At 65.2% G+C, this 14,932-nt stretch carries 13 protein-coding genes; 11 read left to right on the top strand and 2 right to left on the bottom strand.

What is annotated here, in order from left to right; genetic code table 11:
- The first annotated feature begins 86 nt into the window (after positions 1–86).
- The 4 genes from ABV408_RS09265 to ABV408_RS09250 all read left to right on the top strand — a co-directional run bounded on the left by ABV408_RS09265 (position 87) and on the right by ABV408_RS09250 (position 5,216).
- Positions 87–1,562, top strand: a complete 1,476-nt coding sequence (locus ABV408_RS09265) for an AlkA N-terminal domain-containing protein (RefSeq protein ID WP_353982107.1) — start codon at positions 87–89, stop codon at positions 1,560–1,562.
- On the top strand, positions 1,559–2,083 hold the full coding sequence (locus tag ABV408_RS09260) for a methylated-DNA--[protein]-cysteine S-methyltransferase (protein WP_353982106.1): 525 nt from the start codon (positions 1,559–1,561) through the stop codon (positions 2,081–2,083). The genes ABV408_RS09265 and ABV408_RS09260 overlap by 4 nt, the downstream gene beginning before the upstream one ends.
- A 218-nt stretch (positions 2,084–2,301) precedes the next feature.
- A complete protein-coding gene (locus ABV408_RS09255; RefSeq protein WP_353982105.1) occupies positions 2,302–3,984 on the top strand; it encodes a methyl-accepting chemotaxis protein in 1,683 nt (560 codons plus the stop codon).
- Positions 3,985–4,049: 65 nt separating this feature from the next.
- Positions 4,050–5,216 (top strand): EAL domain-containing response regulator, encoded by a 1,167-nt coding sequence (locus ABV408_RS09250; protein ID WP_353982104.1) that lies wholly within the window; start codon positions 4,050–4,052, stop codon positions 5,214–5,216.
- On the opposite strand, the gene ABV408_RS09245 is transcribed toward ABV408_RS09250, so the two are convergent.
- On the bottom strand, positions 5,197–7,461 hold the full coding sequence (locus ABV408_RS09245; protein WP_353982103.1) for an ATP-binding protein: 2,265 nt from the start codon (positions 7,459–7,461) through the stop codon (positions 5,197–5,199). The two genes, ABV408_RS09250 and ABV408_RS09245, sit on opposite strands and share 20 nt — an antisense overlap.
- A gap of 271 nt (positions 7,462–7,732) precedes the next feature.
- On the opposite strand from ABV408_RS09245, the gene ABV408_RS09240 reads away from it, so the two are divergent.
- From ABV408_RS09240 to modC, 7 genes are all read left to right on the top strand, one after another.
- Positions 7,733–8,437: a response regulator transcription factor gene (locus ABV408_RS09240; RefSeq protein WP_353982102.1), complete on the top strand. Its 705-nt coding sequence runs from the start codon at positions 7,733–7,735 to the stop codon at positions 8,435–8,437.
- 104 nt (positions 8,438–8,541) lie between these two features.
- The gene (locus ABV408_RS09235) at positions 8,542–8,970 is read left to right on the top strand and encodes a DUF2946 domain-containing protein (RefSeq protein WP_353982101.1); all 429 of its coding nucleotides are present in this window, start codon (positions 8,542–8,544) and stop codon (positions 8,968–8,970) included.
- 85 nt (positions 8,971–9,055) lie between these two features.
- Entirely contained in the window at positions 9,056–10,447 is a 1,392-nt protein-coding gene (locus ABV408_RS09230) for a PepSY-associated TM helix domain-containing protein (RefSeq protein ID WP_353982100.1), read from the top strand.
- Between the two features lie 109 nt (positions 10,448–10,556).
- Entirely contained in the window at positions 10,557–10,934 is a 378-nt protein-coding gene (locus ABV408_RS09225) for a LysR family transcriptional regulator (RefSeq protein WP_353982099.1), read from the top strand.
- Positions 10,935–11,045: 111 nt separating this feature from the next.
- Positions 11,046–11,825, top strand: a complete 780-nt coding sequence (gene modA / locus ABV408_RS09220; protein WP_353982098.1) for a molybdate ABC transporter substrate-binding protein — start codon at positions 11,046–11,048, stop codon at positions 11,823–11,825.
- Positions 11,826–11,830: 5 nt separating this feature from the next.
- Positions 11,831–12,526 carry a molybdate ABC transporter permease subunit gene (gene modB / locus ABV408_RS09215; RefSeq protein WP_353982097.1) on the top strand — a complete coding sequence of 232 codons (696 nt, stop codon included), beginning with the start codon at positions 11,831–11,833 and terminating at the stop codon, positions 12,524–12,526.
- A complete protein-coding gene (gene modC, locus ABV408_RS09210; protein WP_353982096.1) occupies positions 12,523–13,614 on the top strand; it encodes a molybdenum ABC transporter ATP-binding protein in 1,092 nt (363 codons plus the stop codon). The genes modB and modC overlap by 4 nt, the downstream gene beginning before the upstream one ends.
- Positions 13,615–14,101: 487 nt before the next feature.
- Here modC and ABV408_RS09205 read toward each other — a convergent pair whose 3' ends face one another.
- The gene (locus ABV408_RS09205; RefSeq protein WP_353982095.1) at positions 14,102–14,734 is read right to left on the bottom strand and encodes a TetR family transcriptional regulator C-terminal domain-containing protein; all 633 of its coding nucleotides are present in this window, start codon (positions 14,732–14,734) and stop codon (positions 14,102–14,104) included.
- Positions 14,735–14,932 lie beyond the last annotated feature (198 nt).

Below are 14,932 nucleotides of genomic sequence, written 5' to 3'. Positions count from 1 at the left end.
CAAAGCGTAGGGTGCCGAATCCGGCGAGTTCGCGCGCTTCCAGGCGCTACACTGGGGTCACCCGCGAACCGCCGGACTCGTAATCCATGCACGACGCTTCCCAACTCAACGTTACCGACGCCAGCACGTCTCTGCCCGACGCCGCCCGGCTAGGCGCCTCGCCTCCCCAGGCAAGCGAGCTCGAAGCGCCGTTCTCGCTCGCCCCCGAGCAGTGCCGTCGGGCGCGCCTGGCTCGCGACGCCCGCTTCGATGGCCGTTTCTTCATCGGGGTCGTCACCACCGGCATCTACTGCCGCCCGATCTGCCCGGTGACGCCCCCGCACGAGGAGAACGTGCGCTACTTCGGCTCGGCGATCGCCGCCGCTGCTGCGGGTTTCCGGCCCTGCCTGCGCTGCCGCCCAGACAGCGCCCCCCGCTCGCCCGCCTGGCGCGGCACCCATACCACCCTGAGCCGAGCGCTGGCGCTGATCGATGCCGGTAGCCTGCAGCGCGGCAGTGTGGCCGCGCTGTGTCGGCGTCTGGGTATCGGTGAACGCTATCTACGCCAGCTGTTCCAGCGTCACCTGGGGGTATCGCCCAAGACCTATGCGCTCTATCGCCAATGTCTGTTCGCCAAGCAGCTGCTCCACGACACCGCACTGCCGATCACCGATATCGCCTATGCCAGCGGCTTTGGCAGCCTGCGCCGCTTCAATGACGCCTTCCAGCGCCAGCTGCACCTCAGCCCCAGCGCGGTGCGCCGCCGGCGTGGCGATCCACAGGCGCCACTGACACTGACGCTCACCTATCGCCCGCCCTACGACTGGGCGCGTCTGCGCCACTTCCACGCCCTGCATCAGCTCACCGGGCTGGAGTGGATCGATGACGAGCGCTTCGGACGCACCTTCCGTCTGGGCGCGGTTACCGGCCATTTCACCGCGTACCACCTGCCCGAGCGCCACGCCTTCGCCGTCAGCCTGGCGCTGAGCGATCTCGCCGCGCTCGACGAGGTGGTCCGCTGCCTGCGCCGGCTGCTCGATCTGGATGCCGATACCCAGACGATCGAAGGCCATCTCGCCGCGGCGCTGCCGGGGCTCACGCCGAGGCCGGGGCTGCGTCTGCCCGGGGTCTGGGATCTATTCGAGGCGGGCGTGCGTGCGGTGCTCGGCCAGCAGATCTCGATTGTCGCCGCCACCCGTCTACTGCAGCAGCTGATCGACCATCTGGGCGAGCAGGATGATGCCGGCCGCCGTCGCTTCCCCACGCCGGCGGCGATCGCCGCCAGCGATCTGGCCTTCCTCAAGCTGCCGGGGGCGCGGCGCGAGACGCTGAAGCGCTTCGCCACCGCCTATCGGGATGGTGAGCTCGGCGACGACCCCGCGAGCTGGCAGCGGCTCAAGGGCATCGGCCCCTGGACCGCCAAGGTCGCGGCCTTCCGTGGCCTCAGCGACCCCGACGTCTGGCTCGATGGCGATGTCGGCCTGCGCCGAGCGCTGGCGCATCAGCCACAGCCGCTCGACCCTGCCCGTGCCGCGCCCTGGCGCAGCTACCTCACCCTGCAACTATGGGACACCGTGATATGAACGCAGCGCTTTCTTTCTTCGCGCCCTGCCCGCTCGCCGGCCACACCGAGGCGTGCCAGCGCTACACCCCACCCGCCGACGTGCCGCTGGGCGAGATCGAGATCCGCGCCAGCGAGGCCGGCCTGACCTGGGTCGGGTTTGTCACCGACGCCAGCGACGACGCCCGGCCGAGCGCCCTGACCCGCCGCTGTGCGCAGCAACTCGAAGCCTATTTCGCCGGCGAGCTCACCCGTTTCGAGCTACCGCTGGCGCCCCCCGGCACCGAGTTCCAGCGCCGGGTATGGCAGGCGCTGACCACGATCGCCTTCGGCGAGACCCGCTCCTACGCCGAGCAAGCCGAGGCCATCGGCCGCCCCACCGCCACCCGCGCAGTAGGGGCGGCCAATGGCCGCAATCCCCTGGCGATCGTGGTGCCGTGTCATCGGGTGATCGGCGCCAACGGCCGCCTCACCGGTTACGCCGGCGGGCTCGAGCGCAAGCGCTGGCTGCTGGGCCATGAGGGGCACGCCATTGCGCGCTAGACACTAGATATCGACGTGACTGCGCTCGCCCCATCGCGGGCGCCAGACGTGCGAATTGCCAAGTGCAAAATCCCCGGCGGTACTCGCGTGCTTTCAAGGTCGAGAGCAGATCCCACCAATGCTTTGTCAACAAGTGTAAACATTCGAGAAAGCTAGTCGACTAACGATGGCAGCGGGCCTTACCTTTGTTCTTACTACCCACGCAGGGGGCCTACGCCATGTTGGAAAAACTACACCAAATCCGAGTGAAATATACGCTGGCTTTCTTGATGGTGCCTATCGCGCTGATCATCCTCGGTGCCGCGGATTATCGTCTCATCGAAGCGCTGAAATCGCGCCTCATGGAGTTCAGCGATACCTTCAACGAGGCGACGAATACCATACTCAATGCCGACAGGGACATCTATCAGGCAAGGGCAGCGGAACTGGCCTATCTCTTGGTATCACCCAGCTCGCCTCGCGCGGAAGAACTCGAGGCTTCTTATCGAGAGAACGCCCAACAGGTCGAGGACAGAATGCTCGCTTTCCAGAAGCTGATGCATAACTATCCAGACGTCGTCCAGTTGACACAGGATTTCAGTCAGCGCTATCAGACCTGGAAAACGGCATCCGAGGAAACGTTCAGGCTGCACGGAGAAAATGACGTAGAGGCTGCAAGAGACCAGGCAGATAACGCTTCTATCGTGGCACTGGATGCCATGAGAGAGCTTCTCGACGTTGCGGAGGGCGCCACACTCAAGAAAGTCCATGCCGTCGAGGATGAAGTGCTGGATTGGGCCGATACCCAAGGCATCTTCGTGATGATATTCAGTCTTGCCATTCTGGCAGTCGCCGTCTCACTGGCCTTTGCGGGGCCGGTACTGATGTCCAAGGCGCTGCGCAAGATCACGGCGCGGGTTCGCGAAATCTCCGAAGGCGATGGCGACCTCACCGCGCGTATTGCCAGTGAAAGAAAGGATGAAATCGGCGATCTCGCCAACCGCGTCGATGACTTCATCGCGCGTATCGATGGCGTCCTACAGGATGTCAGAAGCAGCACCGAATCGGTCAATGTCGCCGCCAATGAAATTGCCAATGGCAGCACCAATCTGGCTGCCAAGACCGAGCAGGCGGCGTCCAATCTGCAGCAGACATCGGCGTCGATGGAACAGATCTCAGCGACGGTCAAGAATACGGCGGACTCATCACAACAGGCCATCGTCCTGACACAAGAGACCTTGGGTGATGCCGAGCTGGGCCAGCAAACCATGCAGGCGGTCATCGCTACCATGAACGACATCCGCCAGTCTTCGGTCGAGATCAGCGATATCGTCAGTCTGATCGACAGCATCGCCTTCCAGACCAATATCCTGGCGCTGAACGCCTCGGTAGAGGCGGCCCGCGCCGGAGAACATGGCCGTGGTTTTGCGGTGGTCGCGCAGGAGGTAAGAACTCTGGCCAGCCGTTCCAGCGCCGCCTCCACTCAGATTCGAGAACTGATCGACACCTCGGTGTCGCATACCCAGAGCGGTGCGAAGCTGGTGGACGAGGCGGGTGACGCGATGAAGAAAATCATGGCGAGCGCCAGACGCGTCAACGACGTCATCGCCGAGATCAGCGCCGGCACCAAAGAGCAGAGCGTGGGCATCAGTCAGGTCAACACGGCGGTCTCCGACCTCGACAGCATGACCCAGCACAATGCCTCGATGGTGGAACAGTCGCGCGCGGCGGCCTCCGAGATGCGCGATCAGGTAGCGCTGCTGAACGACCTGCTCGCAAGCTTCAAGCTGAGTAGCACGGCAGATGAAGTCGCTGCACCGAAGTCTCGGCGCGCTCCGGCAGCGAATCTTCCCTCGGAGCGAGTCATCGCACAGGGGACAAAAAGCCCTGCCAGAGCGGAAGATGAGTGGGACTCCTTCTGATATCGCAAGGGGCAGGCATCCCAATTCCGTGATGCCTGCCAAATCTCAGCCAGGAGATTTCCATCATGAGCAAACTTGCCCTGGTCATCGATGACGACGCCGACATCCGTTCTCTGTGTGAGCATCTGCTGAGTCAGCGGGGCTATCGCGTAGACACCGCCGAGGGCCTCGAAGAGCTGGCGAGATGCCCTCAAAGACTCGATGTCGACTTGATCCTGTTGGATTTCTCCCTCGGCGAGTTCACCGGGCTCGATATTCTCGAGTATCTCTTCGACCTGAAGATCGACGCCAGCATTCTCGTTATCAGCGGGTGCAGCCATGGCGTTGCGGATCGCATCATTCGCTACGGCAATCAGCACGGCCTCGGCATGCTCGGCTTTCTGCACAAGTCGAAGCTCATCGCAGATTTGGATCGCTGGTTGATACCCGCCAGCAGCAAACCCGATACGCCCACTGCGGAGGATCTGGCACGTGGACTGGCCCAGGAAGAGCTTTTCCTGGTCTTCCAACCGAAGTTCGATCTGAGCCTCAACCGCGTGGTTGGCGCCGAAGCGCTCGTGCGCTGGCAGGAGCCGAGTCGAGGCGTGATGTCGCCCGATGTCATCATTCCCCTGGCAGAGTATCACGAGATGATCGTCGAGCTGACCTGGCAGGTGCTCAACCTCGCCTGCCGTCAGCTACAACGCTGGCGGCAATCGCGCTGGGACCTCAGCCTCTCGGTCAATGTACCCGCCGCGTGGATCAAGTCTGCCAATTTGTTCGAGGACTTCGATAGTTTGATCGACCGCTACGACATCGCACCCCGCGATCTTATTCTGGAGGTCACGGAGTCCACCACGCTGGGCTGTCTGGGATATGCCAAGCATGTTCTCGCCGGACTGCGTCAGCGGGGCTGTCGCTTGTCACTCGACGATTTCGGCACCGGTTACTCGTCGCTGATGCAACTTCATCGCCTGACATTCGATGAGCTGAAGGTCGACCGTAGCTTCATCTCTCGTATCGAACAGGACAAGCGAGCCAAGGCGATCGCGCTCTCTATCCTCGACCTGGGGCACCGGCTCGATATGGCCGTGGTGGCGGAAGGTATCGAAACCCCCGAACAGCACGCGCTGCTCAGGGCCGCCGGCTATGATCTGGGACAGGGTTTCTGGCTGGCGCGTCCGCTCTCCGCGCAGGACTTCGACAACTGGTACCAACAGCTCGTCGAACGGGTCAAGCCTGCTCTGCACTAGTGGTCTCGAGACCGGGGAGCGAAATATCCAGGCAGGAGATAACCGCAGCCCGTGAAGGCTCTCCACTGGCGATCAATGCCAGGATGGCTTCGGGCAATTTTGCATCATGACGCTGCTTTGCCAGACTTTCACAGTGGGCAGCGAGCATCGAGAGTGCCTGGCACCCGAGCGCTGCCGCCGCCCCCTTCAGGGCATGGGCTTCCTGCTGAACCGTGACCGGATCCTGTGCCTCGATGGCGCGGTTCAGCGCTGAGAAACGTGCCGGCAAGCGCTGGAAGAACTGACGATATAGCAACTCGACCGCCTGCAGCGACAGAGCAGCCTGCAGCTCCTTCAGGACCGGCGTGCTCAACAGCGGTACCGACCGAACGTCGGCAGCAGACACTGAGGCCAGGTGCATCGTCCGCTCACCCAGTGCCGGCGTATTATCGTCGACCGTGCGCGCATGACGGTTAGCGAGATATTTGGAGAGGTCTTGCAGCAGACTGGCGCGGGTGAACGGCTTGGTGATGACCCCCTGCATACCGCTGTCGAAGCAACGCTGGTGGTCTTCGGGCATGACGTTGGCAGTCATCGCCACGATCGGCAAACGCCGACCCTGCTCGCAGGCACGCCAGCGTCGCGTGGTCTCCACACCATCGAGTACCGGCATCTGCATGTCCATCAGGACGAGATCGAACAGCTCATGCCGGGTGGTCAACAATGACAGTGCCTTACTGCCGTTGTCGGCCAGCGTCACCCGCAGGCCCAGCGACTCCATCAGCCCCTTGGCCACCTGCTGATTGATCGGGTTGTCCTCGACCAGTAGAACGTGGCAGAACTCCAGTTCCATTGGAACGAAGTCGATCTTATCGGCACGCTCGCCATTCGCCTCGATCAACGGCAGACGGAACCAGAAACGGCTCCCCTCGCCTTCTCGGCTCTCGAAAGCGATCTCCCCCTCCATCGCCTTTACCAAGCGTTTGCATATCGCCAGTCCCAGCCCGGTACCTTCGTGACGCCGGGTGATCGAACTATCGACTTGCGAAAACGGCGCGAAAAGTCGATCCCGATCTTGCGCGGGAATGCCACAGCCGGTGTCACTCACCTCGAATCGCAGCCAGCCTGAATCCTCTCTACTCACGTTGAGTGTAATCCGGCCTGACGCCGTGAACTTGAAAGCGTTGTTGAGCAGGTTCATGACGACCTGCCGCAGGCGTGTCACATCACCCACCACCTGCCTGGGCAATTCGGGGGAGAGTGTCGCTGCGAATGCCACGCGGGTGTCACCGAGACGATAGGTGTCACAGATCTGGGACACGAACGCTTCGAGATCGAAGGCGCTACGGTCCAGGACCAGCGTGCCCGCCTCCAGCTTCGAGTAGTCGAGAATGTCGTTGATGATGACCTGCAAGCCAGCTGCGCTCTGTTTCAAGGCGTCCAGATAACGCTCTCCCTGAGACGAACCCACTTCGCGATCCAGCAAATCTGCCATGCCGACGATGCCGTTGAGGGGCGTGCGTATCTCATGGCTCATCATGGCCATGAAGTCCGACTTGACGACACTCGCCGACTCCGCTCGTTCGAGCGCCTCGTTCAAGGCCACGCGCTGGATCTCAAGTTCACGCAGCTGTTTCCGGCTCTCGCTCGCCTCGCGGCACAGCGCTTTGATCAAGACGACAGCGGAGAGCACCGTCATGACCAATTGGAACATCACGAACGCATAGAGCTGGGACAGTTGACGGTGGTCGGAACGGTGCAGCGACTCGACCCGAGCATGCACGCGCCTCACCTGGTCCTCCGAAGCCGCCAGCAGGGGGGTGACCGCACGGAGTAGTTCGGGTATCGCCGCCATACGCCGAGCCTGCGGCAGTGACGAGAGCGAGGAGATTTCTGCTCGTAGCCGCTCCACTGCCTGGCCGAGCGCCGCGCCTGCCGGGTCAGTGGCCAGAGTATCGCTCGCTTTCCCTTGAGCCGGCCGAGACAGACTAGCGGCCTGGTTTGATAGCCCCTCGACGTCGCGCCGCAAAGCACGCCAGTCGGCTTCAGAGGTGAGGGTTGCGATCTGCAGCGCAATCCGACGGCTCTCTCTATCCAACCGATGAACGGCCCACGTCAGCTCATCGAACGACTGTTCGCCGGCGGCGTGCTGCCGCACCAGCGTGATGCCCCCCGTGGTGACGGTGCTGACGAGGAATATCACCGTGACCACGATCACACCGGAAAACCGCCGGGTCAGAGGAAGAATGTCTTTCAAGCTTGGCATCAACGAGTCCTGCAGCGGAACGAGCCATCTCAGGCGCGCGGTGAACGAAGTCCTGGGTCGCGCGGCACCTGCCAAGACAAGAATCGGCGATAGCCGGCGTCCGAGTAGCGTATCCTCCTGGCAACCCCACATTTTTATCGGCATCTTGCCGATAAAGGTTTAAACGTGAGCGTAATGAACTCTCGTTCTCTCCAGTTCGACTGGGAAGTTGTAGGCCGCTGAGGCAGACTGGATCGAAAACGAGACAGATCATTCAAGGACAGGTTGTCGCATGACCTCATCGATACATATCGGCGTACTGGAAGACGATCCCGATCAGCAGGCATTCATCACCATCTGCCTGGAAGGCGCCGGTCATCGCGTGCACACCTACGCCCGTGCCAGCGAGTTCCAGCGTGCGCTGAAGAACCAGCGGTTCGATCTCATCATTCTCGACTGGTATCTCCCCGACGCCAGCGGCATGGATGTGCTGAGTCATCTGCGTACCCACGATGGCTGGCAGGGGCCGATCCTGTTCATCACCGCCAATGACGAGGAGGCGTCGGTGGTCAAGGCGCTGGAGCTGGGTGCCGACGACTTCCTGGGCAAGCCGCTGCGGCCATTGGAGCTGGTGGCCAGGGTCAACGCCCTGACACGTCGGCTGGATCAGAACAGGGAGCGCGAGCGCTATCGCCTGGGGCCCTACGCGCTGGATGCGGATCAGCGTCAGGTGCTGCTCTCCGACTGTCCGGTACCCTTGACCGAACGGGAATATCGTTTGATCAGCCTGTTTTTCGCCCATAGCGGCGAACTGCTGTCGAGGGCGCATCTACTCGAGATCGTGTGGGGGCAGAACGGTAGCCTCTCCACGCGTACCCTGGACACCCACGTCAGCCGCCTGCGCCGCAAACTCGAGCTGGACGGCCGCCACGGCGTGCGTCTGCAGAGCATCTACCAGCACGGCTATCGCCTCGACGGCCAGATGGTGACGCACTGACGATCCAGCCTCTGCGACATAGTTACACACCCCCGGCGCCAGCGATTGGCGCCACCGTCCGGAAGCGCTAGAGTCGCGGGTCGACGACGCGACGGATTCCGGCCATGACCCGCCTGTGGCACCACTGCTACCGACCGCTGACCTGGCTGGCGCTGTTCGCCATGCTGATGGCGTTCGTCGGTCCGCTGGTGAGCCAGTCCCAGCGTCTGATGGAGATGCCAGCGCACGGTGGCATGCCGCTGCACGCGCTGCAGACACCGGCGCATCACGCTGCGTCGCCGTCCGCCGCCATGACCGGCGACATGCGCAGCGCAGCACGCTTCAGCGCCAGCGACCACTGGCATCTGGCGGCCTGCGGCTACTGCGAGCTGTTCCTGCACGCGCCGGGCATCGCCACGCCCGCGGTGATACCGCCGCCCATCGTGTCACCCGCGGCCCCCAGCGTGGCAGCGCCCACGCCGCTGGCGACGCCGCCCGACCCGCACGCCCGCTTTTCGCCACGCGCCCCACCGATCATTGCCGCATTGAGCTGACTTTCCAGCGTCCGCCGCCTCACGGCGTCGGACCCTGTCGGCGCGCCGCACTCAGGCGGCCGACGTCGCCAATTCGGAGATATCCATGTCGACCCCCATGGCAGCGGCCGAGCGCCGCCGCACCCGTCAACTGCTGCTCGCGATGATCACGCGGCTGCACTTCTATGTCGGCCTCCTCGTGGGGCCCTTCCTGCTGATCGCGGCCCTCTCGGGTATCGCTTATGCCCTGACCCCGCAGCTCGAGCAGTGGGTCTACCACGACGCCCTGACCGCCCAGAGCGAGGGCGCGGCGCAACCGCTGGCGCGCCAGATCGCCGCCGCCGAGGCCGCAGCGGGTATCAGCCAAGCCCCCGCCGCGGTGCGCCCGGCGCCCGCCCCGGGCCAGACCACCCGGGTGATGTTCGATGACCCCGGCGTGGGTGAATTCCAGCACCGCGCGCTGTTCATCGACCCGGTGACGCTGGCGGTGCGCGGCGACCTGCCGGTCTACGGCACCAGCGGCGTGCTGCCGCTACGCACCACCATCGATCAGCTCCATCGCAGCCTGCTGCTGGGCGAGCCGGGACGCGTCTACAGCGAACTGGCCGCCTCCTGGCTATGGCTGCTGGCACTGGGCGGCGTGATCCTCTGGTGGCAGCGCCGCGGCGCCCGCCGCGCGCCGGCAGCCAGCCCGCAGCGTCGGCGCCAACGACACGCCACCTTGGGCATCGTCGGCGCGCTGGGGCTGGTGTTCTTCTCCGCCACCGGCCTCACCTGGTCGAAGTGGGCCGGCGGCAATATCGCCGAACTGCGCCACGCCTGGGGCTGGGGCACGCCGAGTGTCTCCACGGCGCTCAAGGGGCAGGACGCGGCCGCCGCCGATCCCCACGCCGCGCATCATCATGCTGCGGGTAGCATGCACATGGGCGCGGCGCAGGTCAGCGATGCCGACTTCGACCGCGCGCTGGCAGCGGCCCGCCATGCCGGCCTGCATGCGGGCAAGATCGAGCTGCTGCCGCCGGCGGCAGCGGATCGCGCCTGGCAGGTACGCGAGATCGGCCGCGAGTGGCCCACCGAGGTCGACCAGGTGGCGCTCGACCCGCACAGCTTCGCGGTGCTCGACCGCACCGATTTCACCACCTTCCCGCTGGCGGCCAAGCTCACCCGCTGGGGCATCGACCTGCACATGGGCGTGCTCTTCGGGCTACCCAATCAGTTGGTGCTGGTGGCAGTGGCCGGCAGTCTGGCGACGCTGATCTGCTGGGGCTATCGGATGTGGTGGCAGCGGCGTCCGGCGAGCGGCACGCGCGCTGCGCCGCAGACCCTGAGCGCGCTCTTCGCACAGCTCGGCTGGAGGCCTCGCCTGGGCGTGCTGCTGGTGGCGCTGGCGCTGGGCCTCGCCCTGCCGGTGATGGGAGCGAGCCTGGTGCTGTTCGTGGCGATCGACTGGCTGCGCTGGCGTCTGTCGAGCCCCGCGAGCGTCGCCAGCACCGCCTGAACTCGATCGCGAGCGCGGCGCCCGGCGCTGCGCTCGCATCGGTCGGCTCTGGTCTGACCGGAGCCGAGTGCTATGGTAGGGCCTCGCTCCCAGCCACGGCTTGCTCTCGATGACCCGCACCCATCATCCCCGCCCCCAGCTCCAGCTGCGCCTGGTCGCCGAGCGCGATATCGTGCTCGGCCCGGGCAAGATCGCGCTGCTCGAGGCGATCGAGCGCCACGGCTCGATCGCCGCCGCCTGCCGCGAGATGTGCCTGAGTTACAAGAAGGCGTGGCAGCTGCTGGAGACCATGAGCCGTCACTTCGACGCCGCGCTGGTCGACACCAGCTCCGGCGGCAGCCAGCGTGGTGGCGCCACCCTGACCCCCTTGGCCCGCGAGCTCATCGGCCATTATCACGCGCTGCTGCAGCGCCTCGACGCCGCGCCGGAGAGCGCGGCCCTGCGTGCGCTGCTGCGCCCGCAGCACGCCCCGACACCCGAGTCCTGAGCGGGCAACGGTTGCCGACACCGGACTCAGCGCCGGCGGGTAAATCGACGCTCTCGCCCGGGTGGTCTATAGTCATTCTCGTTATTTCCAAGCAGACATAGCGAGAACGCCATGCCAGCGCTGCGCACCGCCGCCATCCTCGGCGCCCTGCTGCTCATACTGCTCCCGCTCAGCGCCAGCGCCGCCGAGCGCATCCAGGTGTTCGCCGCGGCGTCGCTCACCGACGCCATGAACCGCGCCATCGCCAGCTACGAACAGACGCATGACGTCGAGGTAGTGCCGGTCTACGCCTCCTCCTCGACCCTGGCGCGCCAGATCGCCAGCGGCGCCCCGGCGGATCTCTATCTCTCGGCCAACGAGCAGTGGATGGACTGGCTCGCCGATCAGGGCACCACGGTCGCTCAGCGTGTCGACCTGCTCGCCAATCGGCTGGTGCTGATCGCCCCGCGCAACAGCCGGATCGCGCCCTTCACCCCCGGGGATGGCAGCGCTATCGCCACCCATCTGGGCCCCGGCGAGCGGCTCTCGGTGGGCAATACCGACCACGTGCCGGCGGGTATCTACGCCAAGCAGGCGCTTCAATCCCTGGGTGAGTGGCCGGCGTTGCAATCACGCCTGGCCAGTGGCGACAACGTGCGCGCGGCCATGGCCCTGGTGGAGCGCGGCGAAGCGCCACTGGGGATCGTCTATCAGACGGATGCCGAAGCCAGCGACGGTGTGCGTCAGATCGGCGTCTTCCCCGACACCAGCCATACGCCGATCACCTACCCCATGGCGGTGGTCACGCCGTCGCCCAGCCCGGCCACCGAGGCGCTGCGCCAGTGGCTGGCCAGTGACGCGGCACGTCGAATATTCACTCGCTACGGCTTCACGCCGCTCACGGGCGACTGAGCCGAGTGCTCTCTGATGCGGAGTGGCAGGCGCTGACGCTGAGCCTCAAGATCGCCGGCAGCGCGGTGGGCTGGACCCTGATCCCCGGGATCGCACTAGCCTGGTTGCTGGCGCGGCACGACTTCCGCGGCAAGTCACTGCTGGATGGCGTCATCCACCTGCCGCTGGTCCTGCCACCGGTGGTGGTGGGCTATCTGCTGCTGCTGGCGCTGGGGCGCCAGGGCTGGCTCGGGCACTGGCTGCAGGCCACGCTGGGCGTCACCCTGCCCTTCACCTGGCAGGGCGCCGCCGTGGCCGGCGGCGTCATGGCCTTTCCCCTGCTGGTGCGCGCGGTACGGCTGTCGCTGGAAGCGGTCGACCCCAAGCTCGAGGCCGCCGCGGCGACTCTCGGTGCCGGGCGCTGGCGGGTGCTGTTCACCATCACCCTGCCACTCGCTCTGCCCGGCCTGCTCACCGGCAGCGTGCTGGCCTTCGCCCGCGCGCTGTCGGAGTTCGGCGCCACCATCACCTTCGCCTCGAACATCCCCGGCGAGACCCGAACCCTGCCGCTGGCGCTCTACACGCTGATCCAGACCCCCGGCAAGGAGGCCGCCGCCGCGCGGCTGTGCGCGATCTCCATCGCCATCGCGATGCTCTCGCTGATCACTTCCGAGTGGCTCGCCCGCCGCGCCCGGCAGCGCCTGCAGGAGCGCGACCGATGACCACCCGCAGCACCCTCTCGCTCGACCTGCGCAAACGTCTCGGCGACTTCACCCTGGAGATGGCCCTGGAGGTGGCGGCGAGCGGAGTCACCGCGCTGTTCGGTGAGTCCGGCAGCGGCAAGACCAGCCTGCTGCGTCTGATCGCCGGCCTCGACCGCCCGGACGCCGGACATGTGCGCCTGGATCAGCAGTGGCTGACCCACTGCCAGCGCGGTATCGCGGTGCCGGTGCATCGCCGGCGACTCGGGGTGGTGTTCCAGGAGCCGCGCCTGTTCCCCCACTATCGGGTGCGCGGCAACCTCACCTACGGCATGCCGCGGACAGCCCGTGGGCGCTTCGACGATCTGGTCGCGCTGCTGGGTATCGAGCCGCTGCTCGAACGCCTGCCGGGTACGCTCTCCGGTGGCGAAGCCCGGCGCGTCGCCATCGGCCGCGCGCTGCTGACCCAGCCGCGCCTGCTGCTGCTGGACGAGCCGCTGACCGGCCTCGATGGCGAACGCAAGCAGGAGCTGCTGCGCTACCTGGTACGATTGACCCGGGAGATCGACATTCCCGTGCTCTACGTCAGCCATGACACCCAGGAGATCACCGCCATCGCCGATCACCTGGCACTGATCGACAGCGGGCGCCTGGTGGCTCACGGCCCGCTCGACGCGCTGCTGCAACGCCTCGACCTCGGCGGCCGCCTGGGCGGCTTCGACGCGGCGTCACGGCTGTGCGGCCGGGTCACCGCCCAGGACTCGCACTACGCGCTGAGCCGGGTCACCCTGGCCGACGGCCAGACGCTGCGCGTGCCGCGTATCGACCAGCCGCTCGGCAGCGAGGTACGTCTGCGCATCGGGGTGCGCGACGTGGCCATCGCCCTGGCCATGCCCGCGGAGACCAGCTATCGCAACGGCCTCGCCGCACGCATCGTCGATACCGCTCCCTCGAGCCACGACCCCAGCGCCCAGGAGCTACTTCTGGCGGTCGGCGAGCAGTCGCTGCGCGCGCGCCTGACCCGACAGGCGTGCGACGAGCTGCGCCTGACACCGGGGCGGGAGGTGATCGCGCTGATTCGCAGTGTCGCCTTCGAGGCGCCGGGCTGACTCAATCCGGCGCAGCGCGAGGCACTGCCTGAAAGCACCGCGCAAAGAGCGTCCTTCACCCGTCACGCGCGTTTGCGGCAGGGTTTTTCTTCAATCGAAACAACGGCTTCTCGTGGCCTGGACCGGCGCACTTATCGAGCACTGTTTCTTTTTGTAATTATTGGATTTTAAACGAAAAAGTCATTAGCGAACGGACTCATCGCTCGGCTAGAATGGGCGTGGCAGGAAGCCGGGCTTCAGGAACCCGCTCAGGGATGCAGCGTGATGGCAGGGATCGCGCCAGGGAAAGCCCAGGGATAGATCCAGAGCAAAAGGAGCTTGCCGGAGCTCAAGGTCGAGACTCGACAGGAGGTCGAGTGCGAAGGGACTCGCTTCCGTCGTGTTTTTCTCGACGTCTCATCGTCTCGTTCCGGTCGTTTTCCCCTCGCAGTCTGGCTTGCCCCCAAGCCCGTCCCTGTACCCCTCTGGTTTATAACCCTCTGGTTTTTCACGCCCGCGTCAGCCCGCACCCCTTCAGAATCACCTGACATAGACAGTCGCTGGCGGCGGCGAAATCGGCATCCGCCAGACCGGCCTGCCCGGTGATACCGAGTATCTGAGCCTCGAAATCAGCGTAGTGCTGGGTCGCCGACCAGATCAGGAAGATCAGCCAGATCGGGTCCACCGGATCCATGCGCCCCTGCTCGGCCCAGCGCTGGAAGATCGCTGCACGCGACTCGACCCACTCGCGCATGCTGCCGGCAAGGGTCTCCTGCAGAAACGGCGCTCCCTGCAGTATTTCATTGGCGAACAGCCGCGAGCTGAGCGGGTGCGTCTGGCTCAGCGCCATCTTGCTGCGGATGAACGTCTCGATCACCGTGGCCGGGTCATCGTCTTCGCTGATATCGCTGAGCGCGGTGTTCCAGCGCGCCATGGTGCGTTCCAACAGTGCCACGTAGAGCCTGCGTTTACTGCCCACGTAATAGAGCACGTTGGACTTGGGTAGCTCGGCGGCGGCGGCGATCGCCTGGATGCTGGCACCACGATAGCCATGGCGCGCGAAGACCTGTTCCGCGGCATCGAAGATCCGCCGTTCGTTGCGCTCGCGAACCGTCGGTTCCGCTGCAATCGAGTCGTTCACGCGCTCTCCTTGAATCGTCGAAGGTCCACGCGCAATCTTACCCGAACCCTCTTGCCTAGGGGCGTGCGATCGGAGAACCTGTAGCGACTTGACCGATCGGTCAGTTTTTACCGGCTCTCGTCACGCACCGCTCGGCTTTCCCGCTGGCTGTGCCGTGTGACGCCCAACATAACGACAACACCACCACCATGGGTGAGC

It is taken from the genome of Salinicola endophyticus, assembly GCF_040536835.1.
Classification (GTDB): Bacteria; Pseudomonadota; Gammaproteobacteria; order Pseudomonadales; family Halomonadaceae; genus Salinicola; species Salinicola endophyticus_A.
The sequence above is the reverse complement of the archived record's forward strand: the minus strand, read 5'-3'. Positions and strand labels throughout refer to the sequence as shown.

Coding starts and splice junctions, on each gene's coding strand:
- ABV408_RS09265 (WP_353982107.1), top strand. CDS start 87: ATGCACGACGCTTCCCAACTCAACGTTACCGACGCCAGCACGTCTCTG.
- ABV408_RS09260 (WP_353982106.1), top strand. CDS start 1,559: ATGAACGCAGCGCTTTCTTTCTTCGCGCCCTGCCCGCTCGCCGGCCAC.
- ABV408_RS09255 (WP_353982105.1), top strand. CDS start 2,302: ATGTTGGAAAAACTACACCAAATCCGAGTGAAATATACGCTGGCTTTC.
- ABV408_RS09250 (WP_353982104.1), top strand. CDS start 4,050: ATGAGCAAACTTGCCCTGGTCATCGATGACGACGCCGACATCCGTTCT.
- ABV408_RS09245 (WP_353982103.1), bottom strand. CDS start 7,461: ATGCCAAGCTTGAAAGACATTCTTCCTCTGACCCGGCGGTTTTCCGGT.
- ABV408_RS09240 (WP_353982102.1), top strand. CDS start 7,733: ATGACCTCATCGATACATATCGGCGTACTGGAAGACGATCCCGATCAG.
- ABV408_RS09235 (WP_353982101.1), top strand. CDS start 8,542: ATGACCCGCCTGTGGCACCACTGCTACCGACCGCTGACCTGGCTGGCG.
- ABV408_RS09230 (WP_353982100.1), top strand. CDS start 9,056: ATGTCGACCCCCATGGCAGCGGCCGAGCGCCGCCGCACCCGTCAACTG.
- ABV408_RS09225 (WP_353982099.1), top strand. CDS start 10,557: ATGACCCGCACCCATCATCCCCGCCCCCAGCTCCAGCTGCGCCTGGTC.
- modA (WP_353982098.1), top strand. CDS start 11,046: ATGCCAGCGCTGCGCACCGCCGCCATCCTCGGCGCCCTGCTGCTCATA.
- modC (WP_353982096.1), top strand. CDS start 12,523: ATGACCACCCGCAGCACCCTCTCGCTCGACCTGCGCAAACGTCTCGGC.